20 protein-coding genes are annotated in these 21,845 nt (G+C 71.4%); 5 read left to right on the forward strand and 15 right to left on the reverse strand.

The genetic code is table 11. The features are described from left to right. Positions 1 to 15: 15 nt before the first annotated feature. Positions 16 to 858 (reverse strand): polysaccharide deacetylase family protein, encoded by an 843-nt coding sequence (locus tag OHA61_RS04540; protein ID WP_406301805.1) that lies wholly within the window; start codon positions 856 to 858, stop codon positions 16 to 18. A gap of 101 nt (positions 859 to 959) precedes the next feature. Further along, positions 960 to 4,265 (reverse strand): bifunctional lysylphosphatidylglycerol synthetase/lysine--tRNA ligase LysX, encoded by a 3,306-nt coding sequence (gene lysX, locus OHA61_RS04545; RefSeq protein WP_406301806.1) that lies wholly within the window; start codon positions 4,263 to 4,265, stop codon positions 960 to 962. Positions 4,266 to 4,374: 109 nt separating this feature from the next. On the opposite strand from lysX, the gene OHA61_RS04550 reads away from it, so the two are divergent. Continuing rightward, on the forward strand, positions 4,375 to 4,848 hold the full coding sequence (locus OHA61_RS04550; protein WP_361904853.1) for a universal stress protein: 474 nt from the start codon (positions 4,375 to 4,377) through the stop codon (positions 4,846 to 4,848). A gap of 5 nt (positions 4,849 to 4,853) precedes the next feature. Here OHA61_RS04550 and OHA61_RS04555 read toward each other — a convergent pair whose 3' ends face one another. Then, entirely contained in the window at positions 4,854 to 5,924 is a 1,071-nt protein-coding gene (locus OHA61_RS04555) for a CapA family protein (RefSeq protein ID WP_406301807.1), read from the reverse strand. A gap of 236 nt (positions 5,925 to 6,160) precedes the next feature. Between OHA61_RS04555 and OHA61_RS04560 the strand changes: the two genes are divergently transcribed. The 3 genes from OHA61_RS04560 (at position 6,161) to OHA61_RS04570 (ending at position 8,282) form a co-directional block, all read left to right on the forward strand. Then, positions 6,161 to 6,688: a sigma-70 family RNA polymerase sigma factor gene (locus OHA61_RS04560; RefSeq protein WP_389369490.1), complete on the forward strand. Its 528-nt coding sequence runs from the start codon at positions 6,161 to 6,163 to the stop codon at positions 6,686 to 6,688. Between the two features lie 180 nt (positions 6,689 to 6,868). After that, positions 6,869 to 7,528 (forward strand): hypothetical protein, encoded by a 660-nt coding sequence (locus tag OHA61_RS04565; protein WP_406301809.1) that lies wholly within the window; start codon positions 6,869 to 6,871, stop codon positions 7,526 to 7,528. Positions 7,529 to 7,757: 229 nt separating this feature from the next. After that, positions 7,758 to 8,282, forward strand: a complete 525-nt coding sequence (locus tag OHA61_RS04570) for a hypothetical protein (protein WP_324980913.1) — start codon at positions 7,758 to 7,760, stop codon at positions 8,280 to 8,282. A gap of 96 nt (positions 8,283 to 8,378) precedes the next feature. On the opposite strand, the gene OHA61_RS04575 is transcribed toward OHA61_RS04570, so the two are convergent. The 5 genes from OHA61_RS04575 to OHA61_RS04595 form a co-directional block, all read right to left on the reverse strand. Then, positions 8,379 to 9,599 (reverse strand): sensor histidine kinase, encoded by a 1,221-nt coding sequence (locus tag OHA61_RS04575; RefSeq protein ID WP_406301811.1) that lies wholly within the window; start codon positions 9,597 to 9,599, stop codon positions 8,379 to 8,381. Next, entirely contained in the window at positions 9,596 to 11,329 is a 1,734-nt protein-coding gene (locus tag OHA61_RS04580; RefSeq protein WP_406301812.1) for a cation acetate symporter, read from the reverse strand. The genes OHA61_RS04575 and OHA61_RS04580 overlap by 4 nt, the downstream gene beginning before the upstream one ends. 22 nt (positions 11,330 to 11,351) lie before the next feature. Beyond that, positions 11,352 to 11,732, reverse strand: coding sequence for a hypothetical protein (locus OHA61_RS04585; RefSeq protein ID WP_406301813.1), 381 nt, complete (start codon positions 11,730 to 11,732; stop codon positions 11,352 to 11,354). A 100-nt stretch (positions 11,733 to 11,832) separates the two neighbouring features. Then, positions 11,833 to 12,102 (reverse strand): hypothetical protein, encoded by a 270-nt coding sequence (locus OHA61_RS04590; RefSeq protein ID WP_406301814.1) that lies wholly within the window; start codon positions 12,100 to 12,102, stop codon positions 11,833 to 11,835. 161 nt (positions 12,103 to 12,263) lie between these two features. Further along, positions 12,264 to 13,097 (reverse strand): LytR/AlgR family response regulator transcription factor, encoded by an 834-nt coding sequence (locus OHA61_RS04595; RefSeq protein ID WP_406301815.1) that lies wholly within the window; start codon positions 13,095 to 13,097, stop codon positions 12,264 to 12,266. Positions 13,098 to 13,288: 191 nt separating this feature from the next. On the opposite strand from OHA61_RS04595, the gene OHA61_RS04600 reads away from it, so the two are divergent. Further along, on the forward strand, positions 13,289 to 13,954 hold the full coding sequence (locus tag OHA61_RS04600; RefSeq protein WP_406301817.1) for a hypothetical protein: 666 nt from the start codon (positions 13,289 to 13,291) through the stop codon (positions 13,952 to 13,954). A gap of 19 nt (positions 13,955 to 13,973) precedes the next feature. Here OHA61_RS04600 and OHA61_RS04605 read toward each other — a convergent pair whose 3' ends face one another. From OHA61_RS04605 to OHA61_RS04635, 7 genes are all read right to left on the reverse strand, one after another. Beyond that, positions 13,974 to 14,834 (reverse strand): Fpg/Nei family DNA glycosylase, encoded by an 861-nt coding sequence (locus OHA61_RS04605; protein WP_406301818.1) that lies wholly within the window; start codon positions 14,832 to 14,834, stop codon positions 13,974 to 13,976. A 37-nt stretch (positions 14,835 to 14,871) separates the two neighbouring features. Beyond that, positions 14,872 to 15,723 carry an amidohydrolase family protein gene (locus tag OHA61_RS04610; protein ID WP_406301819.1) on the reverse strand — a complete coding sequence of 284 codons (852 nt, stop codon included), beginning with the start codon at positions 15,721 to 15,723 and terminating at the stop codon, positions 14,872 to 14,874. Between the two features lie 6 nt (positions 15,724 to 15,729). After that, positions 15,730 to 16,041, reverse strand: coding sequence for an L-rhamnose mutarotase (locus OHA61_RS04615; protein WP_406301820.1), 312 nt, complete (start codon positions 16,039 to 16,041; stop codon positions 15,730 to 15,732). After that, positions 16,038 to 17,015, reverse strand: coding sequence for an aldo/keto reductase (locus OHA61_RS04620; protein ID WP_406301821.1), 978 nt, complete (start codon positions 17,013 to 17,015; stop codon positions 16,038 to 16,040). Before OHA61_RS04620 ends, OHA61_RS04615 begins: the two co-directional genes overlap by 4 nt. 118 nt (positions 17,016 to 17,133) lie before the next feature. Continuing rightward, positions 17,134 to 18,474 carry a wax ester/triacylglycerol synthase family O-acyltransferase gene (locus OHA61_RS04625; protein ID WP_406301822.1) on the reverse strand — a complete coding sequence of 447 codons (1,341 nt, stop codon included), beginning with the start codon at positions 18,472 to 18,474 and terminating at the stop codon, positions 17,134 to 17,136. A 112-nt stretch (positions 18,475 to 18,586) separates the two neighbouring features. Beyond that, entirely contained in the window at positions 18,587 to 20,662 is a 2,076-nt protein-coding gene (locus OHA61_RS04630; protein ID WP_324980880.1) for a SpoIIE family protein phosphatase, read from the reverse strand. Between the two features lie 54 nt (positions 20,663 to 20,716). Next, a complete protein-coding gene (locus tag OHA61_RS04635) occupies positions 20,717 to 21,802 on the reverse strand; it encodes a DUF6777 domain-containing protein (protein ID WP_406301823.1) in 1,086 nt (361 codons plus the stop codon). Between the last annotated feature and the right edge of the window lie 43 nt (positions 21,803 to 21,845).

The raw sequence follows: 21,845 nt of genomic DNA on the forward strand, positions 1-21,845 counted from the left end.
TGCTGCTGCTGCTGCTCAGCGGTGCGGCACGGTGATGCTGTATCCCGCGTCCAGCAGTTCGGGCAGATAGCGGCGCAGTGCAGCGACGCTCTGCGCACGGTTGCCGCCCGCGTCGTGCGAGAGGATCACGACGCCCGGCGCCGCACTGTCGAGCACCCTGCGGACGATGGTCGCGGTGCCCGGCTCGGTCCAGTCGCGCGAGTCGAGGGTCCAGCCCAGGGGCTCCATACCGAGCTCCGCGCCGATTTCGAAGGAGAGCTTGTTCCAGGCTCCGTACGGGGCGCGGTACCACAGCGGCGCGGCGCCCAGGGTCTGCTCGATCAGCTCGCTGGTGCGGCTCAGTTCGCTGCGGATCTTCGACGGCGGGAGCCCGGGGATCAGCGGGTGGGACCAGGTGTGGTTGCCCACGATGTGCCCGTCGCGGGCGATCTCGCGCAGCAGTTCGGGGTTGTCGGCGACCATCTGGCCGCAGACGAAGAACATCGCGCTCACGTGGTACTGGCGCAGGGTGCTCAGAATGCCGGGCGTGTAGTGGGGATCAGGCCCGTCGTCGAAGGTGAGCACCAGGCTGCGGCCCGGCGCCCGGAACCGCTCGAAGGGTCTGGTCCGCACGGGCGGCAGCGCTCGGCGGAAGCGCGGTGGGACGTCCGCCGTCATGGGCTGCAGCCGGTACGCCGACTCCCTCACCGGCGGGCCCCCGGCGGCGGCCTGTGCGCCCGCTGCCGGGCCCGGGGCAGGGGCCCTGTCGGGGCTCCGGCCCAGCTCGGTGAAGAGCGTCCCAGTGGTGGCGGCCGCGCCGAGGCAGGCCGCGATACGGAGTACCGACCGGCGACCCGGGAGCATCTGATCAGATTTCATGACTAACTGCTCGCACGATCGGGGCCCCTGACACCTCACCCACACCGTTCGGGCGGGTGAAAGCACCCAATCGGAGCAGCCTGGGGTCGTCGGCGGGCGCGTCAGTTGCGGCGGACGAGCGGGAAGGGCAGTGTCTCGCGGATGGTCAGCCCGGTGAGGAACATGACGAGCCGGTCGACCCCGATGCCGAGACCGCCGGTCGGCGGCATCGCGTACTCCAGCGCGTCCAGGAAGTCCTCGTCGATCTCCATGGCTTCCGGGTCACCGCCCGCGGCCAGCAGGGACTGCGCGGTGAGCCGGCGCCGCTGCTCGACCGGGTCGGTCAACTCCGAGTAGGCCGTGCCCAGTTCGGTCCCGAAGGCGACCAGGTCCCAGCGTTCGGCCAGGCGCGGGTCGCGGCGGTGCTGGCGGGTGAGCGGGGAGACGTCGGTCGGGAAGTCCTTGTAGAAGGTGGGCAGCTTCGTCCGCTCCTCGACGAGGCGCTCGTACATCTCGAGGACCACGTCGCCGCGGGTGTCGTCCGGGATGTGCGGCACACCCACCCGGTCGCACAGTCTGCGCAGCACGGCCTCGTCGGTGTCGGCGTCGACCTCCTCGCCGAGCGCCTCGGACACCGCTTCGTACAGCGTCCTGACCGGCCAGAGGCCCGAGATGTCGTGCTCCACCAGCTTGCCGTCCGGGTCCGCCTTGTGCGCGATCGGGGCGCCGAAGGCGGCGGTGGCCGCGCCCTGGATCAGCTCGCGGGTCAGATCGAGCATCACGTCGTAGTCGGCGAAGGCCTGATAGGCCTCCAGCATCGTGAACTCGGGGTTGTGCTTGTAGGAGACGCCTTCGTTGCGGAAGGTGCGGCCCATCTCGAAGACCTTCTCCAGACCGCCCACGCACAAGCGCTTGAGATAGAGCTCGGGGGCGATCCGCAGATAGAGATCGAGGTCGTAGGCGTTGATGTGGGTGGTGAAGGGGCGGGCGTTGGCGCCGCCGTGGATCTGCTGCAGCATCGGCGTCTCGACCTCGAGATAGCCGCGCTCCAGCAGGCCCTGACGCAGCGCCTGGACGGCCGTGGAGTGGTGGCGTACGACATCGCGGGCGCCGGGGCTGGACACCAGGTCGAGATAGCGGCGGCGGACGCGCGCCTCGGGGTCGGCGAGGCCGCGGCGCTTGTCGGGCAGCGGGCGCAGGCACTTGCCGGTCAGCTGCCAGGCGCTGACGAAGAGGGACAGCTCGCCCCTGTCGCTGGCACCGATCTCGCCGGTGGCGGTGATGTGGTCGCCGAAGTCGACGTCGGAGGTGAAGCTGTTCAGTACGTCAGCGCCGCAGATGTCACGGGTGAAGGCGAGCTGGAGGTCGCCGGACCAGTCGCGCAGCACGGCGAAGACGACACCGCCGAGGTCGCGTACGACCATCACGCGCCCGGCGACGGTGGCCTTCCGGCCGGTGCGGGTACCGGCCGCGGGCGCGGGGTTGAGGCTTCGGATCTCGGCGAGCGTGTCCGTGCGCTCTGCGATGCCGACGGGGTACGGATCGATGCCGTCCGCCCGCAGGCGCTCCAGCTTGCGGTGACGGATACGTATCTGCTCGGGCAGCCGCTGCTCCCCCGCCGCCTGTGCCGAGGCCGGGCCCACCAGGCCGAGGGAGTCGATGGACGGCAGCCCCGCGGTCGTGACGGGGCTGACCACGCCCCGGTGCCGTGCCTTCCCCTTGCCCCAGAGCTTGCGCAGGCTCGGTACGGAGACGAAACCCTCCGCGATCGCCGAGGCCATGCCGACCCGGGCGAGGGAGCCGGCGTCTCCGTAGCAGAGGAAGCGCGGATACCACTCGGGCTGGTACTTCACGTTGGAGCGGTAGAGGGCTTCCAGCTGCCACCACTTGGAGAAGAAGAGGAGCAGCCTGCGCCACATCCGCAGGACCGGGCCCGCGCCGATGCGGGCGCCCTCCTCGAAGGCCGAGCGGAAGACGGCGAAGTTGAGGGAGATCCGGCGGACGCCGAGTCTGGGTGCCTGGGCGCAGAGTTCGGCGACCATGAACTCCATGACGCCATTGGGGGCGGTGCGGTCACGGCGCATCAGGTCGAGTGAGATGCCGTCCCTGCCCCAGGGGACGAAGGAGAGCAGGGCGATCAGATTGCCGTCGGCGTCGAAGGCCTCGACGAGCAGGCAGTCCCCGTCGGCCGGGTCGCCGAGGCGGTCCAGTGCCATGGAGAAGCCGCGTTCGGTCTCGGTGTCCCGCCAGGCGTCGGCCTTGTCGACGATGCCTCGCATCTCCTCGTCGGTCAGCGCGGAGTGGCGGCGGATCCGGACGGTGGCTCCGGTGCGCTTGACCCGGTTCACGGCCTGCCGGGTGACGCGCATGTCGCGGCCGTCCAGGTCGAAGCGTGCGACGTTCAAAATCGCCTCGTCGCCGAGCTGGATCGCGCCGAGTCCGGAGCGCGCGAAGGCCGTGGCACCCTCCTCCGAGGCTCCCATCACGGCAGGGGCCCAGGCATAGCGCTTGGCGAGGTCCAGCCAGGCCTGGATGGCCGGGGCCCAGGACGCCCGGTCGCCGATCGGATCACCGCTGGCCAGAGCGACTCCGGCCTCGACGCGGTAGGTGACGGCGCCCCTGCCGCTGGGCGAGAAGACGACGGCCTTGTCGCGGCGGGTGGCGAAGTAGCCGAGTGAGTCCTGCGCGCCGTACGCACCGAGCAGGGCCCTGATCCGGGGCTCCTCGTCGCCGTGCAGAGCGGCTTCCATGCGCTGGGAACGAAAGAGCGTGGCGGCGGCGCTGAGCAGGGCGATCGCGCCGAAGAGACCCAGCAGGAAGAAGAGGAAGCGGGGCGGGTGGCCGTCGAACTGGTCACCTGAGGCCAGACCGCCGAGCACCCGGTTGGCGGCCCACAGCAGGCGCTGGTTCTGCGGCAGAGTGCCGGGGAACAGCTCGACAAGGCCCCAGCCGACGAGTACGCCCGCGGCCAGTCCGAGGACCAGGACGAGAAGCGCGTGACCCAGCGACGCGCGCCGGGACTTGGCGTAGAACTCCCCCCGCGCCGCGACGAGCACCGCCACGGCGGCGGTGCACAGCACCAGATTGGGGATCCACGTCCACTCGTGGTCGACGGCCAGGACCAGTACGTCCGCGATCAGCAACAGGGCCAGATAGCTGACGACCAGCCACCACGCGGCCTTCTTGCGCGCGCCGATCGCCGCGGCGAGCAGCAGCAGGAAGACCGCGTAGGCGAGGTTCGCGCTGACGGGGATCGCGACGCGGTCCAGGAAGACGGCGACGGGGCGCAGCAGGCGCCGTAGCGGAGGGATGAGCGAGAGGATCACGCAGAAGACGCCGAGAGCGGCGAAGAACATCGCGAAAGCGCCGGGCACCCTGCTGAGCAGGCCGCCGCGGGCGGACGTGGGCTGCTCCACGGTGACACTCATGATCTGCACTTTAAGGAGGGCACCGGCGGGCCGCCTGTTGGAACGGATGAGGTCCGTTCCGGTTGATCGGACCCGCAGGATCGGCCGGACAGGGCATAACCTCGATGCTGTGACAGAGCAGCGGCCCCAGCAGCAACCTCAGCGCTTCGAGCGCGGTACCGACGGCCCGAAGGTGATCGTCGTCGGCATGGACGGCTCCGATTCCTCGATGCGGGCGGCGTCGTACGCCGGAGGTCTCGCCCGGCGGCAGAACGCCCTGCTCGCGATCGTGTACGTCCAGCCGGTGATGCCGACGGGTGCGGCGTTCGGTGCGCTGGTCGGGGACGCGACCGGGGACATCGCCGAGGAGTTGGCGGCCGAGATCCGCTCGGCGGCCGAACGGGTCAAGGGGATCTGGGACGTCCGCTGGGAGTTCCACACCGTCCGCGGTGACCCGTACAGCGGACTGGTCGCCGCGGCCGACGAGCTGAAGGCGGACGCCGTGGTGGTGGGTGCTTCGGAGTCGGCGGGCCACCGGATCATCGGCTCGGTGGCGGTCAGGCTGGTCAAGGCGGGCCGCTGGCCGGTGACGGTCGTTCCGTAACGCCGTCAGCGGCCGAGGGTGAGGCCGTCCCCGGCGGCGCCGCGGCTGAGCACCGCCGCGCGGATCGTCTGCTGTGCCTCGCGAAGCTCGTCCCGGTCGGCCCCGCGTCGCAGCGCGTCAGGGAGATTGATGACGCGTCCGGCGTCGGTGTCCATCCACGTCGGGACGAACTCCGCCTTCTTCACCACCCAGCGCCGACCGGCCCCGGCGGGCGGTGCGAAGGTGAAGCGGCCGATGGACCCGTGGACGGCGCCCATGCCGTAGACGATCCAGGTGCCGTTGACCTTCTCGTACGGCTGTGGCGCTCGGGCCTGCGTACCGAGGACGAGGTCGATGTCGGGGCGGCCGGCGCCGGTGGACCCGGTGAGCCGTCTGCCGACGTTCAGCTGATGCTCGTCGGGCTCGGTCTGCCACCGCGTACCCCAGTCCAGACTGACGACGACCACATCCGCTCCGGCTCTGCGGGCGGCGCGCGCGTCGGCGACGATCTTCTGCTCGTCGACGAGACTGACCGCCCAGGGCCGCTTGTCGGCGGGCGTCACGCCGTTGGTGCCGGAGGTGTAGGCCAGTTGGGCGACCTTGGCGCCGCCGGCCTTCAGCCAGGCGGGGCGGCGGGCCTCGGCGGCGGTACGGGCCGATCCCGCATGTCTGACGCCCGCCGTGTCGAGCGCGTCGAGGCTCTGGTTCGAAGTGGTGGAGCAGGAGTCGTATCCGGTGGAGCCCAGCGCCTTCGCGAGCTGCGGCAGGGAGGTGGTCGTGGGGTACTGGCAGATCGCCAGATCGGCCCGCGAGACGACGGGCTTGATGCCCGCGAGCATGGGCCGGAAGTCGTAGCCGTCGCCGCCCGCGTCCGCCCTGGCCCGGCCGACGACCGAGTCGTGCGCGAGCATGTCACCGCTGGCGACGAGCGTGAAGCCGCGGGTCGCGCCGGCACCGCCTGCGGCGGAGGGGGCGGGGTGCACGCTCCCCCGGTTCTGCGGGGCGTGGGCGGGGCCCGTCCGTCCCACGCAGCCTGCAGCGGCGGTGAGGAGCAGGAGGGTGGCGGCCACCGTTCCCTGACGCGTGCGCTGAGTCATCGGTCAGGGTTGCCGGTCGGGGCACGGTCGAGTCAAGCGACAAAGCCGACATGTCACTGAGACGGAGGCAGGGGCTGCCCGGCCGTTCGATTGCTCCCGGCCGCCCGCTCACCGCACCATTCGCCGCTCCGTGCGACCACTCGCCGACAACCGCTGCACGTCATCTGTCCCTTGGCGCCCTGATGCGTTCGTATACGCCACGTGGCGGCGACCTCTGCACGAAAGGGTGTTTGGCGATGGCGACGGCGACCGAGACGACCGACGAGCGGGCCATGGCGGAGCTGCAGCGTGAGCACGGGCCCGCACTGCTCAGCTTTCTGCTCGGTCTGACCTACGGGGACCAGCAACGCGCCGAGGACCTGCTGCAGGAGACGCTCGTACGTGCCTGGCAGCACCCCGAGGCCTTCGACGGGCCCTACGAGTCGATGCGGCCCTGGCTCTTCACGGTCGGCAGGCGGCTCGCGATCGACGCCAGGCGCTCCCGGATGGCCCGGCCGACCGAGATCGGCGACGGCGTCCTGGCCACCACGCCGGACCCGGCGGACATCACGGAGATGGCCGTCGCCGCGATGGATGTGCGGGCCGCGGTCGAGTCGCTGAGCCCCGAGCACCGCGCGGTGCTGGTGCACATCTACTTCCACGGACTGAGCGTGAACGAGGCCGCCGAGGAACTCGGCATACCGGCCGGAACGGTCAAGTCGCGTTCGTACTACGCACTGCGTGCGCTGGCCCGCTGTCTGCCGGGGTACGCGCGCCGCCGCTGACAACCGCCCCGGCTCTCGCGCCGCTCGTCCCGCCGGGCCGACCGTTCGTCGCGGCCCGCGACCCGTGGCGCGGCGGCTGGGCGATGGGGGCGGCACGGGCGGTGGCTGAACCAGGGGCGTGCGCCGTGCGTAATGCCCGAAGTGACCATCGCATGCTTCGACCATCCGAGGACGGTTCCCGTGACCGAGACGCCGTCATCCCGGCGGCCGGCGATCGCCGAGACGGCGCTCGCCGCTCTGGCGCTCGGCCGCTGCCCCGACGCGGCTGCCGCCCGGGCGGCCCGTCGTGCGCGCCGCTGGCTGCGCGGCGCCTCGCCCCAACCGGCGTACTCCACAGCCGGGTTGATCGAAACAGCGCTGCGGAAGCTCGCTCTCCGCGAAGGCGAGCCGGTCGATCTCGGCCACCCGCTGCTCTCCGCACCCGGCTGCGCCGCCCTCACCCGGATCGTCCATGCCGTCGCCGTCCACGTCGATCTCGCCGTGATCGGCGGCGCCCCGATCGCCAGGCTGGGCGGGCTGCTGGCCCGCGACATCGCGACCGGTACGCCGTGCCCCTTCACCGGCCGGCCCGGCTCCCCCGCCCTGCTCGCCGCCCGGCTTCTGGTCGAGCATCCGGCGGCGGGCCGCCTGCCGGTGCGCGAGGCGGTGGCCCGTATCGCGGCCTCGCGACGGGACGAGGCGCGCATCGAGGACGAGCCACCCGCCACGGCGCTGGCTCTGCTGGCGCTCAGCGCGGCGGACGCGGGCAGTCCCGCGTGGCGCAGATGCCGGGCGGGGCTGTTGCGTATTCAGCTCCACGACGGCAGCTGGCGGCACCGGCCGGTCCCGGTGGCGGCCTGACGCCAACGCCCGGGACAGCCGTCCCTCTGTCCGTCGATCCGTCCGAGATTCAGTCCCGCGCGCCCCGGATGTCCCTGCGGTGTCCATGTCCCCCTCGGGCCACGACCAAGGAGCGACAGTATGCGAAACCTCACGCGCAAGTTGAGTAAAGACGGGCTCCTGGCCGTGTCTGACGGTGGAGGCTCGTCGTCGTGTCGGCACGAAGTCGTCCGGAAGGAAGGTGGGAAGGGTGCAGCCCGAGAGTACGAACGGAACCAGCGGCGGCGGGCTGGCAGTCCCCATGGCGTGGCTCTGCGCCGAGTACATCGCCGACGAGATGCTGCGGGCGGGCGCGCTCGTGCAGGGCGGTTCGCTCGAATACCGCGCGGGCAGACAGACGCTGGCCCTCACCATCTATCTGTGCGACAGCGCGGACGAGCTGGCGGGCGTGCGGGTGGTCTCCCGGATCGACGAGTGGCTGTCATTGACCTCGTACGGCCATCCCTGGCAGGAGTGGGTGCAGGAGCGGCTGACCGCCCGGCAGGAGCGGGAGCGGGACCTCGACGAGGGAGCCGATCCGGATCTGGCACTCGCGCTGGACGCCTGGCGCTGGCTGCGGCAGACGGAGCTGCTCGCCGCCGATCTCGGGGACAGCGAGCCCTGGCACCCGGCCGGTCCGCAGTCCGGTGCCGTGGACGAGTACGCGGAGATATGGACTCCGGCCTGGCAGCTGGGTCTTCCGCTGAGCCACCTGGCCATCCATCTCTTCTGCTGAGGGTCCGGCGGCGGATCTTCTGCCGACTGTCCGGACGGGGTTCAGGCCGCCTTGCCCCGCGGCTGAGCCGGACCACCGCGCGATCGCGCGGTCTTCTCAGCCCGTGGACCGGCGGCCTGCCGAGGAGTGCACGCCCGAGTGGTACTTGGGGAGCCGGATCGTGATCTTCATGCCCGCGCCGACGCCTGTCTCGATGACCAGTCCGTGATCGTCGCCGTACACCTGGCGCAGCCGCTCGTCGACATTGGACAGGCCGATGCCCGACGACGCCGTCCGCTCCCCCGCGAGGATCCCCCGCAGCACGGCCGGGTCCATGCCCACGCCGTCGTCCTCGATGGTCACCATGGCCTCGGATCCGGCGTCCTGTGCCGCGATGGTGACGCGGCAGTCGTTCCTGGAGTCCTCCAGACCGTGTTTGACGGCGTTCTCGACGAGCGGCTGCAGACACAGGAACGGCAGGGTCACCGGGAGGACTTCGGGTGCCACCTGGAGCGTCACCTTGAGACGGTCTCCGAAGCGGGCACCGGCGAGCGCCAAGTACTGCTCGATGGAGCGCAGTTCGTCGGCCAGGTTGGTGAAGTCGCCATGCCTGCGGAAGGAGTAGCGGGTGAAGTCGGCGAATTCCAGGAGCAGTTCGCGGGCCCGCTCGGGATCGGTGCGGACGAAGGAGGCGATCGCGGCGAGCGAGTTGAAGATGAAGTGCGGAGATATCTGGGCACGCAGCGCGCGGATCTCGGCCTCGATCAGCCGGGTGCGGGACCGGTCGAGCTCGGCGAGTTCCAGTTGTACGGAGACCCAGCGGGCCACTTCGGTCGCGGCCCGCACCAGGACGGCCGACTCCCGCGAACCGTAGGCGACGAGCGCCCCGAGCACACCCTCCTCGCCGGTCAGCGGGGCGATCACGGCCCAGCGCAGGGGGCACTCCAGGTCCTCGCACTCGGTGTGGACGCTCTGGCTGCGCCCGGAGTCCAGCATGTCGGCGACGCGCACCATCACCCGTTGCTCGTGGTGGTCGGCGCCGGGACCGTCCCAGGCGAGCACGGATTCGCGGTCGGTGAGGCACAGCGCCTCGGTGCCGAGCAGGGAGCGCAGCCGCCGGGCGGCCTTGCGTGCGGTGTCCTCGGTGAGGCCCGCACGCAGCGGGGGCGCGGCGAGCGATGCGGTGTGCAGGGTGTGGAAGGTGGCGCGCTCGACGGGTGTGCCCAGGTCGAGGTCGGGTTTGATGCCGCGCCGCGCGGTCAGTCTGCCGAGTGCGACACCGGCGGCGAGCAGGAGCGCTCCCGCGGCGGCCAGCGCGGCCATTGCAGTCCCGGTCATCGTTCCGCTCCTTCGGGCTGCGGCCTGCCGACAAGGTCTTCCGGCAGATGCAACCGCGCGAGGATGGCGGCGGCGCCGGGCGGTATGTGGCGCTGGGTGGCCAGGGACACCAGCACCATGGTCAGAAAGCCGACGGGTACCGACCACACGGCGGGCCACGCCATCAGGGTGTGCACCCACCCGGCCGGGGCGAGGCCCGCGCGGGTGGCCATCACCGCGGTGAGGGCCGAGCCGCCGCCTGCGACGAGCCCGGCGGCGGCGCCGGGCGGGGTGAGTCCGCGCCACCAGATGCCGAGCACCAGCAGCGGGCAGAAGGAGGATGCCGAGACGGCGAAGGCGAGCCCCACCGCGTCGGCGACCGGCACATTGGTCGCCATCACGCTCAGGGCCAGCGGCACCGCCATGGCGAGCAGGGTCGCGAGGCGGAAGTGCCGTACGCCGCGCGAGGGCAGCACGTCCTGGGTGATGACACCCGCGACGGACATGGTCAGTCCGGACGCGGTGGACAGGAACGCCGCGAACGCCCCGCCCGCGAGCAGCGCCCCGAGCAGGTCCCCGGCGATGCCGCCCACCATCCGTTCGGGCAGGACCAGCACGGCCGCGTCCGCCTCGCCGGTGAGCGAGAGTTCGGGGGCGTAGATCCGTCCGAGTGCGCCGTAGACGGGCGGCAGCAGATAGAAGGCGCCGATCAGCCCGAGGACGACGAGTGTGGTGCGGCGGGCGGCGCGGCCGTTGGGGCTGGTGTAGAAGCGGACGGCGACATGCGGGAGTCCCATCGTGCCGAGGAAGGTGGCGAGGATGAGTCCGTACGTGGCGTACAGGTGGTAGCCGTCCCTGCCGCCGGACAGCGGCTGGGACCAGCTGGCCGGATCGGAGCCCGAGGAGGCCCGCTGGGGCACCTCGGCGCCCTGCGGGAAGCCCAAGCTGGTCCCCGCCCCGATGCGGTGGGTGCCCCGGTCGAGGGTGGCTGTCCCGTTCTCGTACGGAGTGTTGTCGATGTCTCCGGTGACGGTGAGGGTCAGCGGTTCGTCGAAGTCGACGCGGACGGTGTCGTCGATGCGCACGGTGGTGTGTTCGCGGAACACGGCCGGTGCGTCGAAGCGCGCCCGCGGTGTGTCGTCACCGGCCCAGGCCGCCACGAGGAAGAGCGCGGGCACCAGCAGAGCGGTGAGCTTGAGCCAGTACTGGAAGGCCTGCACAAAGGTGATGCTGCGCATGCCTCCCGCCGCGACGGCCCCCGTGACGACGAAGGCGACGACCACGCCGCCCACCCAGTCGGGTGCGCCGGTGAGGATCTCCAGGGTCAGTCCCGCACCCTGGAGTTGGGGCAGAAGGTAGAGCCAGCCGATGCCGACGACGAAGAGGCTGGCGAGTCTGCGTACGGCCGCGGACTCGAGCCGGGCCTCGGCGAAGTCGGAGAGGGTGTAGGCGCCCGAGCGGCGCAGCGGGGCGGCCACCAGCACCAGCAGGACGAGATAGCCGGCGGTGTACCCCACGGGGTACCAGAGCATGTCGGGGCCCTGGAGGAGCACCAGTCCGGCTATGCCGAGGAAGGAGGCGGCCGAGAGGTACTCGCCGCTGATGGCGGCGGCGTTGAGACCGGGCTTCACGGTGCGCGATGCGACGTAGAAGTCGGAGGTGGTGCGGGATATGCGCAGGCCGAGCGCGCCGATGAGCACAGTTGCCAGCACCACCACGGTGACGGCGGTCACCGCGTAGGTCTGGTTCATGTCCGGTCACCGGCGAGCACGGTCAGCGGCCTTCGACGAGTCTGCTGAAGTCCTGCTCGTTGCGCTCGGCACGGCGTACGTACCAGCGGGCCGTCAGCCACATCACCGGGTAGACCGCCACGCCGAGCGCCACCCAGACGAACGGCTCGGGTGAGGAGAGGGTGCCGCCGAAGGCGGCCGGGAGCGCGAACAGCAGCGGCAGCGAGCCGACGAGCAGGGCGAGCGCCCCCAGTGCGCAGAGGGCGGCCCGCAGCTGGCTGCGCATCAGGGAGCGGACATAGGTGGCACCGAGTGTCGTCTGCTCGCTGATCTCGGAACGGGCGGGCGCGTGCCCCGGTGCACGCCGGGCGCCGCGCGGCACGCCGGTGACCACCTCGCGGCGGGGATGTTGCTCTGCAGACATCGTCGTCCGCTCCAGCATCGGTAGGCGAACTCTCGGGAGCTGTGGAGTCTACGCAGGCGCGATTACCTGCGGTAGGGGTGTCTTTTTCGATCAGGCCGGGTCAGTGGCCGGTGCGCTTTGCGCAGTCGCTCAGCGCGATCTCCAGCTCGACATAGGACTCCTCGGCCCTGCGGAAGGCGACTTCGAGGGCGGCTTCGGCGCGCGGGCCGACAAGCCCCTGGGCCGACTCCTGGATCTCGTACAGCACATCCGCCCACCGTCCGGCGGCGCTCTTGACCGTGGCGAGCAGGGCTTCGAGGTCATCAGCGCCGGCCACCCGGGTCGCCGGCAGGCTCCGGAGCTCCTCCAGCAGTGCTTCGATGTCGGACATCAGGCCCCTTCCCCGCTTGCCGGATCAAGGTTAGGCGGCTGCCGGGGGCGGCTGCGGCCGAACGGGAGACCGGTCGGTCAGCGGACGGCGCGCGTCGCCGTACGGCTGTGACGGGTCGACGAGCGGCTGCCCACGGCGCCGAACGGTCACACGTCTGTGTGTCAGCCCCTGGCGTGCCGCATCAGCAGATCGCGCAGCTGGCGGGCGTGACGACGGCTGACGGCGAGCTCCGCGTCGCCCACGCGGACCGTGGTCGTCCCGGCGTCCAGGCGCAGTTCGTCGATGCGGGCGAGGGCGACGAGATGGCTGCGGTGTATGCGTACGAAGCCACGGGAGGCCCAGCGCTCCTCCAGTGTGGACAGCGGGATGCGCACCAGATGGCTGCCGTCCTTGGTGTGGAGGCGGGCGTAGTCGCCCTGGGCCTCGACATAGGCGATGTCGTCGATCGGTACGAACCGTGTGATACCGCCCAGTTCGACCGGTATCTGCTCGGGACCGGCGGTACTCCCGGCAGCGGTGTACTGCGGACCAGCCGGTGCGGTGTGCGCTGCGGGCGTGTGCGTGGCCGGGTCCTGCGGCGCGGGCTGCCGGGGCTCGCGCGCCGAGGCGACCAGGTCACGGACCCGCCGTACGGCTTCGGCCAGCCGCTCCCTGCGCACGGGCTTGAGGACGTAGTCGACGGCCTTGAGGTCGAAGGCCTGGACGGCGAAGCCCTCGTGGGCCGTGACGAACACGATCAGCGGCGGGCGCGCGAACCCGGCGAGCAGCCGGGCGACATCGAGGCCCGTCAGCCCTGCCATATGAATGTCGAGGAAGACGACATCGATGCCCTCCTCGCCGTCCGGGCCCGCGTCCAGCGCGCGGCTGATGCGGCGCAGTGCCTCAGTGGCGTCCGTGGCTCCCTCAGCGCTCCGGATCCGGGAGTCGGAACGCAGCAGGTAGAGCAGTTCCTCAAGTGCCGGTTTCTCGTCGTCGACGGCCAGTACGCGCAGCATGCTGCGGAGTGTAGGCGCGCCCGGACGGCGGGACCACGGGGTGTCGTCGCCGAGACCGCCGAGCAGTCAGCGCCTGTCGCGTTGCGCTTGTGACACATGGGTTGAGCAGAGCGCGCACCTGATGCGTACTCCATGGCGACAGACCGCAACGAAGTCAGCACCGCAAGAGACGAAACGAGGACGCCATGAGCATGCAGCAGCGACACCAGGACGTCGCCGCCTATGCGCTGGGCGTCCTCGAACCCGCGGACGCCTTCCGCTTCGAGGAGCATCTCGCCGAGTGCGTGATGTGCGCCGTACAGCTCTCGGACTTCACCTCGGTCGCCGCTTCGCTGGCCGAACTCGCCGGACCCGAGCGGGTCGAGGCCTCTGTGAGCCCGCGCCTGCTCGACCGGCTGACCGGCGAGGTCGCGGCGGAACGGCGGCGGGGCCGCAGACGCCGGCTTCAGCTGGTGGCGGCGGCCGCCGCGCTGATCGTGGCCCTGCCGGTGGCGGCGGTCGCCCTCCGGGGCGGCGGCTCGGGACCGGCCGGTCAGCAGGTCGAGGCGAGGGACGCCAAGACGGGCGTCACCGCTTCCGCGACACTTCAGGACCGGCAGTGGGGCACCGCGGTCTCGCTGCATCTGACCGATGTCAAAGGGCCGCGCACCTGCTGGCTGATCGCCGTCGGCAAGAACGGCATCGAACACCCGGTCCTCAGCTGGGCGGTGCCGGAGGGCGGCTACGGGATCGCGGGGTCACCCGGGCACGAGGAGCCGCTGGACATCGAGGGCGGTACGGATCTGCCGAGCGGCGAGATCGCCCGCTGGGAGGTCCGCGCGGCCGACGGGCAGCCGCTGGTCACGCTCGGGGGGTAGTCCTTGCCCGACAGCTCGCTTACTTGAGCAGGCGGGAGAGCCTGCGGTCGGCGAGCGGTTTGCCATCGGTCTGGCAGGTGGGGCAGTACTGCAGCGAGGAGTCGCTGAAGGAGACCTCGCGGATGGTGTCGCCGCAGACGGGACACGGCTGACCGGTGCGGCCGTGGACGCGCAGGCCGCTCTTCTTCTCGGCCTTCAGCCGGCCCGCCGCCACTCCGCGTGAGCGGTCGACGGCCTCGCCCAGCGTGGTGCGCAGCGCCTCGTACAGGGCGGTGATCTGGGCCTCGTCGAGGTTCTGCACCGGTTTGAACGGGGACATCTTCGCGGCGTGCAGGATTTCGTCGCTGTAGGCGTTGCCGATGCCCGCGATCAGGCTCTGGTCGCGCAGGGCGCCCTTGACCTGCCGCCGTTCCCCGGCGAGGAGGGCGGCGAAGGCGTCGCGGTCGAAGCCGTCGGCGAGCGGATCGGGGCCGAGGCGGGCGATGCCCGGCACTTCGGCGGGGTCGTGCACGAGGTGGACGGCGAGGCGTTTGGTGGTGCCCGCCTCGGTCAGGTCGAAGCCGCCGCCGGACTCGAGGACGGTACGCAGGGCGAGCGGCCCCTTGCCGGGGCGCGGCGGAGCGGCCGGGAACTCGTCCTTCCACTGGAGCCAGCCGGCCCTGGCGAGATGGGCGACGAGATGGAGCCCGCCCGCGCTGATGTCGAGCCACTTCCCGTGCCGGTCGACGGCGGTGACCTCGGCGCCCTCGACGGCGGTCAGGGGCGGGTCGTACGTCTTGAGGACGCTGATCGCCAAGGGCAGGACGCGGACGATCCGCTGTCCCACGAGGTGATCGTCGAGGAACTCTTTCAGTGCTTCGACTTCGGGCAGCTCCGGCATGCATCCAGAGTGCCAAAGGCATCAGGGGGCCGCAGGTTCACTGCTTGGGCAGTCCGTAGACGCGGCGCGCGGTCCCTTCGAAGACGGCGGTGCGCTCGCCCTCGCTCAGCCGATGGGTCAGGGCGCGGGCCGCGCTCACCACCTCGGCATAGCTGGCGGCGAGCAGGCAGACCGGCCAGTCGGAGCCGAACATCAGGCGGTCGGGGCCGAAGGCGTCGAGGACGGTTTCCGCGTACGGGCGCAGATCGGGCGTGGACCAGGTGGACCAGGCCGCCTCGGTGACCATGCCGGAGAGTTTGCAGACGGCGTTCGGGCGGGCGGCCAGGGCGCGCACCTCGCCTGCCCAGGGTTCCAGCTCCCCGGCCGCGATGGGCGGCTTGCCGAGATGGTCGAGTACGAAGGTGAGACCGGGGAGCCGGGCCGCCGCTTCGGCCGCGGCGGGCAGTTGGTGGGGCCGCACCACGAGGTCGTAGACGAGTCCGGCGGCCGCGACGGCGGCGAGGCCGCCCTGTACGTCGGGGCGCAGCAGCCAGCGGGGGTCGGGCTCGCCCTGGACCTGGTGGCGGATGCCGACGAGCCGGTCCCCGCCGGGGAGTTCACGCAGGCCCGCGAGGGTGTCGGCGACGCCGGGCGCCGTGAGGTCGGTCCAGCCGACGACGCCCGCGACGAGATCGCTGCCGTCGGCGAGCGCGAGGAGTTCGGGGGTCTCCCCGGCGACGGTGACCGTCTGGACGAGAACAGTGGCGCGTACGCCTTCGGCGCGCGCCTCGGGCGCGAGGTCGTCGAGCGAGAAGTCGCCGCGGACGGGCGCCAGCTCCGGGCCGGTGATCCAGTCCTGGTCCCGTACGGCGAGGTCCCACACATGGTGGTGCGCGTCGATGATCGCCATCGGCGGTCACAGCTCCCACACGACGGGCAGTCCGGCATCCGCGCCGTCCGCGGAGTAGTCGTGCGCCACGTCGAGGAGTTCGGCCATGCGGGCCTGCCAGGCGATGTTGACGGGGAGCTTTTCGAGTTCGGCGAGGAGATGGCCGTAGTCGGCGCAGTCGAGGAGATGGAAGAGGTCCGTGCCGCTGCGCCAGATGGTCCAGGAGGTGACACCGGCGGCGCTGATCGCGGCGGTCAGCTCGCCGGGGACCTCGCGGTGCGCCGCCTCGTACTCGGCGATGCGGTCGGCGCGGACCTTGGTGTGCAGGGCGACTCTCATCGGGGTTCCCCGTTCTTCGGTAGCAGTCCTTCGCCGCGCAGGTCGTCCCAGAGCGCGGGCGGGACGGTGAGGGCCAGCATCCTTGCGGCGTCGCGTACTTCACCGGCCGAGCGGGCGCCGACCAGGACGCCCGCGACGGCCGGGTGGGTGAAGGGGTAGTGCAGGGCGGCGGCGCGCAGCGGGACGCCATGACGCTCGGCGACGGCCTTGAGCCTCAGGGCACGCCTGAGGATCACGTCGGGTGCGGTGGTGTAGTCGTATGTGGCGCCGGGGCGCGGATCGGCGAGCAGTCCGGAGTTGAAGACCCCGCCGACGACGACGCTCTTGCCCCGGGCCGCCGCCTCGGGCAGCAGTTCGGCGAGCGCGCTCTGGTCGAGGAGCGTGAAGCGGCCGGCGCACAGGACGGCGTCGACATCGGTGTCGCGCAGAAAGCGGCCGAGCATGGGCGCCTGGTTCATTCCGGCGCCGATCGCGCCGATCACGCCTTCGGCGCGCAGCCTTTCCAGGGCCGGATAGCCCTGGCGGAAGGCGGCTTCCTCGTGCTCGTCCGGGTCATGCAGATAGACGATGTCGATCCGGTCGAGGCCGAGCCGCTCAAGGCTCTCCTCGATGCTGCGGCGCACTCCGTCCGCGCTGAAGTCCCATACGCGGCGGTGGTCCGCGGGGACGGCGAAGCCGTGATCGAGGTCGTCGCCGTCGGCGGGGCAGGGTTCGAGCAGCCGCCCGGCCTTGGTGGAGAGGGTGTACGCGTCGCGGGGGCGGGTGCGCAGCACCTCGCCCAGTCTGCGTTCGGACAGTCCGAGGCCGTAGTGGGGTGCGGTGTCGAAGGTGCGGATGCCCGCGTCCCAGGCGGCGTCGACCGCGGCGGCCGCTGCGTCGGGTTCGACCGGGGCGTAGAGATTGCCGATGGCGGCGGCGCCGAAGGACAGCTCGGTGATCTCGACCGCACTGTGTCCGAGCGTGCTCCATCGCATCCGCTGCTGACCTCTCGCCGTGGCGTTCGCCGATCACGACGAATATTCATCGGGTCTCTTGAGGCCGTCAACACCTTTGATGGGGCGATCTCTTGTGGCGGGACCCGATCCATCCGACCTATCGGCTGAGCGCGAGGAGTTCGTCAAGCTCCTCCCCCAGGCTGCGAGCGAGTCGGTCGAGGTCCGGAACCGCTTTGCCGTCCGCGACCAGGCCGACATGCACCCGCCCGCCGTATGTCGACAGCGCGATCGCCAGGGACTGCCCGCGGGCGAGCGGCGCCATCGGGTAGATCTCCCGCAGCGGGCAGCCGCCCAGCGACAGGGCCGAACGCGGCAGCGGCACGCTGGTCACCAGGACGTCGAACAGCATCCGGGCCGCCCCTCCGGCCAGGGGCGCGCCGAACCTGTGTGCCAGAGGCGGCAGTTGGTCGGCGAGTACGGTGAGCGCCCCGGCCCCGCGGGAGGGCCCGGCCGCCTTGTTGCGGTCCATGGCGGCGCGTACGCGATCCATCCGTGAGCGCGGATCCGGGTCGCCGACCGGCAGTTCCAGCAGATACGCGGAGAATTTGTTGCCCGATCCGGGCGGGCTGCCCGGCCGGCGCCGGGAGACGGGCACCAGGGCACGCGGGCCGACGTCCGGCAGCGGCTCGCCGCGAGACTCCAGCCAGCGCCGCAACCCGCCCGCGACGACGGCGAGCAGCACATCGTTGGCGGTCCCGCCCGCCGCTCTGCGGACGCGCTGGACGTCGTCGAGGTCGAGCACGGCGGTGCCGAGCCGCCTGGTGCCGCTGGAGCCGGCCGAGAGTGCGGGCACGCCGCGCGGGTCGAGCCTGCTGGCCCGTACGACCGAGGCGCCGACGCCGACGGCCCGGCCCAGCTCCTCGATACGGCCCCGAGCGAAACCGGCCACCTGCCGGGTGCCCGAGAGCCAGGACGTGGGCTGCACGGCACGCGCCCGACGGGCACCGACGGTGCGGGCGTCGGCGATCTCGTCGAAGATCCCAGCCCCGATGGCGACCGCGCGCATACCGTCGGCGAGCGCGTGGTGGAGCTTGACCAGCACCGCGAACGGACCTCCCGCCTCCCCGGTCAGCAGGTACATCTCCCAGGGCGGCAGACCCCGTTCGAGCGGACGCTCCATCAGCTCACCGGCGATCGCGACGGCCCCGGCGGCGAAGTCGCCGTCGGGGATGCGGATCTGATGCACATGACGCCGTACGTCGAAGTCCTTGGCCACGGACCAGGCCGCACCGCCGACGGGCAGCAGGACGTCCCGCACCTGCATCCGCAGCCGGCGGATCGCCGCGGCGCGGGTGGCGAGCAGGTCAAGGACACCCTCGCCGCTCTGTCCTCCCGGAGCCGGGGCGAAGCAGGCGAGGGCGCCGAGATGCATCGGATGCCCTTCGGACTCGAGATGCCAGAACGCCAGGTCGAGGGGGGCAAGAAGCTCGCTGCTCAAAGGGGTCCTCTTGTCCTAGAAGTGTCCCGGAAGGCCACGGAATACGAAGTCAACCGTCTACGGTCGGTTACGGTCAAGTACGATCAGTTCACGGACAGTTAACAACAGGTAATCATCGGCGGACCTGCCTGTCCGGGACAATGAATTCGCACCAGACACACTTGCCGCTGCCTCTCGATTCGACGCCCCAGGCCTCGGTCAGCCGGTCCACCAGCATCAGCCCGCGGCCCGAAACTCCCGACTCCCCCGCCTCGCGGCGGCGCGGCAGCGCGCTGGAACGGTCCTCGACCTCCACCCGCAGCCGCCGCTCGGGGCCCGCCAGCGCGCGCAGCGTCACGATCGCGCCTCCGTCGGTGTGCACCAGCGCGTTGGTGATCATCTCGTCCGCCGCGAGCTCGATCTCGTCCGACCGCTCGCGCGCCCCCCACGCCCGTACCGCCGCCCGGATCATGTGCCGGGCCGAGCGCAGCGCCTCCGGGTCGTTCTGCCCGACATGCTGCTGGAGCCGGCCGCCCGCCTGCGAGGTGAACGCGCCCCTGCGGCGCAGCAGCAGGAGCGCCACGTCGTCCTCGCCGCCCCGCTCGTCCACCACCTCGCACAGGCGGTCGGCGAGCAGTTGCAGATCCCGCGGCCCCGAGCGCACCAGCGAGGTCAGCAGCTGCATGCCGTCGTCGAGGTCGATGCCGGGCTGTTCGACAAGCCCGTCGGTGCAGAGCACAAGGGTCTGTCCGGGATCCAGTTCGACGGTGCTGACGGGGTATTCGAGCCTGCCGAACTCCGCCGAGAGCCCCAGTGGCAGCCCGCCCTCCACGGGCAGCCTGCGGCAGTCGCCGTCGGTGTCCCGGATCAGCGGGTCGATATGCCCGGCGCGCACCAGCTGCACCACGCCGGTCGTGAGGTCGGCCTCCGCGTACATGCAGGTCGCGAAGCGCTCGGTGTCCAGCTCGTGGAGGAAGACCGAGGCACGCGCCATCACGGTGGCCGGGGTGTGCCCCTCGGCCGCGTACGCCCGCAGGACGATCCGCAGCTGCCCCATCACCGCGGCCGCGTCGGTGTCGTGCCCCTGTACGTCGCCGATGACCGCGCCGACCCGTCCGCCGGGCAGCGCGATGATGTCGTACCAGTCGCCGCCGATGTCCCGGCCCAGCCGCGCGGAGCGGTAGCGCACGGCGATCTGCGCCCCGGGCACATCGGGGATCCGGCGCGGCAGCATCGCCTGCTGCAGCCCCTCGGCGAGGTCGTGCTCCTGCTCGTACAGGACGGCGCGCTGCAGGCTCTGCGCGATGCTGCTGCCGAGCGCGACCAGCAGATTGCGCTCGTCGGGGGTGAAACCGGTCTTGTCGCTGTACAGCAGGCCGAGGGCCCCGATGGGACGGGCCTGGGCGATCAGCGGCAGATAAGCGGCCGCGCTGATGTCGAGCCCTTTGATGTGCGGCCACAGGCGCGGGTAGGACTCGGCGAAGTCCTGTTCGGACTCGATGAAACGGGGCGCGAGGGTGCGGACCACCTCGCTCATCGGGTACTCCTCGTCGACGCGCGTGTAGCGCGTGCCGGGCACGAAGGAGCTCTCGGGACCTTCGGCGACGAGATGGATCCGGCCCGCTTCGAGCAGCCCCATGACCAGGCTGGTGGCCCCGAAGCGCTCCAGGCCCTGCGAGTCCTTCAGTACGTCGATGACGTCCTGGACGGTCCTCGCGTGGGCGAGGGCCGCGGTGGTGCTCTCCACGATGCTGGTCTGTCGGCGCCGGTCGCTGTCTGCCGCCACCCGCGCTGTGTACTGCGCGAGCTCCTCGGTGGCGTCGCGGATGATGCCGATGATGCGCAGCGGACGTCCGCTCTCGTCCCGGCGGACGGATGCCTGGGTATGGGTCCAGCGCAGCTTTCCGTCGCGGCGGCGGATGCGGAAGTACGCCCCGTAACGATCGCTGCCCTTCTTGAGCGCCTGCGTCACCATCGCGTCCAGCCGGGCGGCCTCGTCCGCCGGCACCCGGCTCGAGAGACTTTCCGGGCGGCCGTCGTACTCCTCGGGTCGCAGATCGAACACCTCAAGAGCGGGCCTGTCCATATGCATGAGCCCGCTGACCAGGTCCCAGTCGAAGCTGCCCATCCGATTGAGGGTCAGGCTCAGATCCGAGTCGGCCGGCCAGTCGTCGGGAAGCGACAGGGCACCCGCTGCCCGATCAACCATGTCGCCACTCTGCCATCATTTGTCGGATTCTTCGACCGATTCGGACCGATCCGCTCAGCCCTGGAAGGTGTCCGGCTCCGCCGGTTCCTCGGTGGGCAGGAGCAGGTCCGGCTCAGATGGAGTGACCCCCTCATCGGAGGGCACATCGGGCTCGACGGGCGGAGGCAGCTGCTCATTCGGCATGTCCGGCACCGGTTCCACGGGCGGGTTCACCGGCTGCTCGGGCGGGGCGGGGCTGCTCGTACCCTCGCTCGGCCCGGTCGAGTCGCCCGGCTGTGACGGGTCACCGGTTCCGGGCGGCTCCGGCATCGGCGGGTAGGTGAAGATGTCGTCCGGGGTCACGGGCGGGAGCACGTCGGGCCGCTTGTCCTCTTCGCCGTCGGTTCCGGCGTTCCGCTCGATCCAGGTGTTGTTGATGACGTTGACGATCACCAGGCTGTTGATGATCTGGACCGTGGGCTTGATGACGACCACCTTGTCGGGCTGGTAGCCGTCCCAGGACTGCCCCGTGTGGACCACGGCGCCCTTGACGGCGACCGGGGGCTTCAGCGGGTTTCCGCAGGCGCATCTGACCTTCGGTTCTCCGTGTCCGTCGACGAGGACCGCGGTCCCGGCCTGCAGCACGGCCTGGAAGCTGACGGCGGAGCCGGCGCGATAGCCGTGGTTGGTGACACGCGTGTCGGCGCGCAGAACGACCGGGGTGAGCCCTCGCAGATAGTCCGGGATGTCGGCCTGGGAGATGCCCGCACCCCGGGCGAAGGAACGCGCCCTGGCCTGGTCGCCGCCCAGGAACATCACCTGCTGCTCGACGTCGCAGCTGCCGATCGACTGGGTGCCGCCGTAGAGACCGGGCGTCGCGCCGGACAGCGTGCGCAGCGTCAGGCCTCTGGTGGGGCTCGGCTCGCTCGACGGTACGGGCGGCACAGGCGGGGGCGCGCCCCCGGAGAGAGCCGTGGTGTCGGTGTACGGGTCCGGCCCCTGGGCCCCGGCCGGCTGCAGGACGACCTCCCCCTGCCCGTCCGTCGCCGCGCTGCTGGCGCCGCCGCAGCCGGCGGCCAGGAGCGTGACGAAGAGCGCCGCGGCAACCGCGGCGTACCGACGACGTTTGGGTGGACGCACGAAGATCTCCCGCCTCTTCACCCGCTGTGCTCCTTCGAGCCGATGTGGTTCCTCAAGTTCTGCC

The sequence above is a fragment of the Streptomyces sp. NBC_00885 genome (assembly GCF_045207475.1).
In the GTDB taxonomy this organism is placed as follows: Bacteria; Actinomycetota; Actinomycetes; order Streptomycetales; family Streptomycetaceae; genus Streptomyces.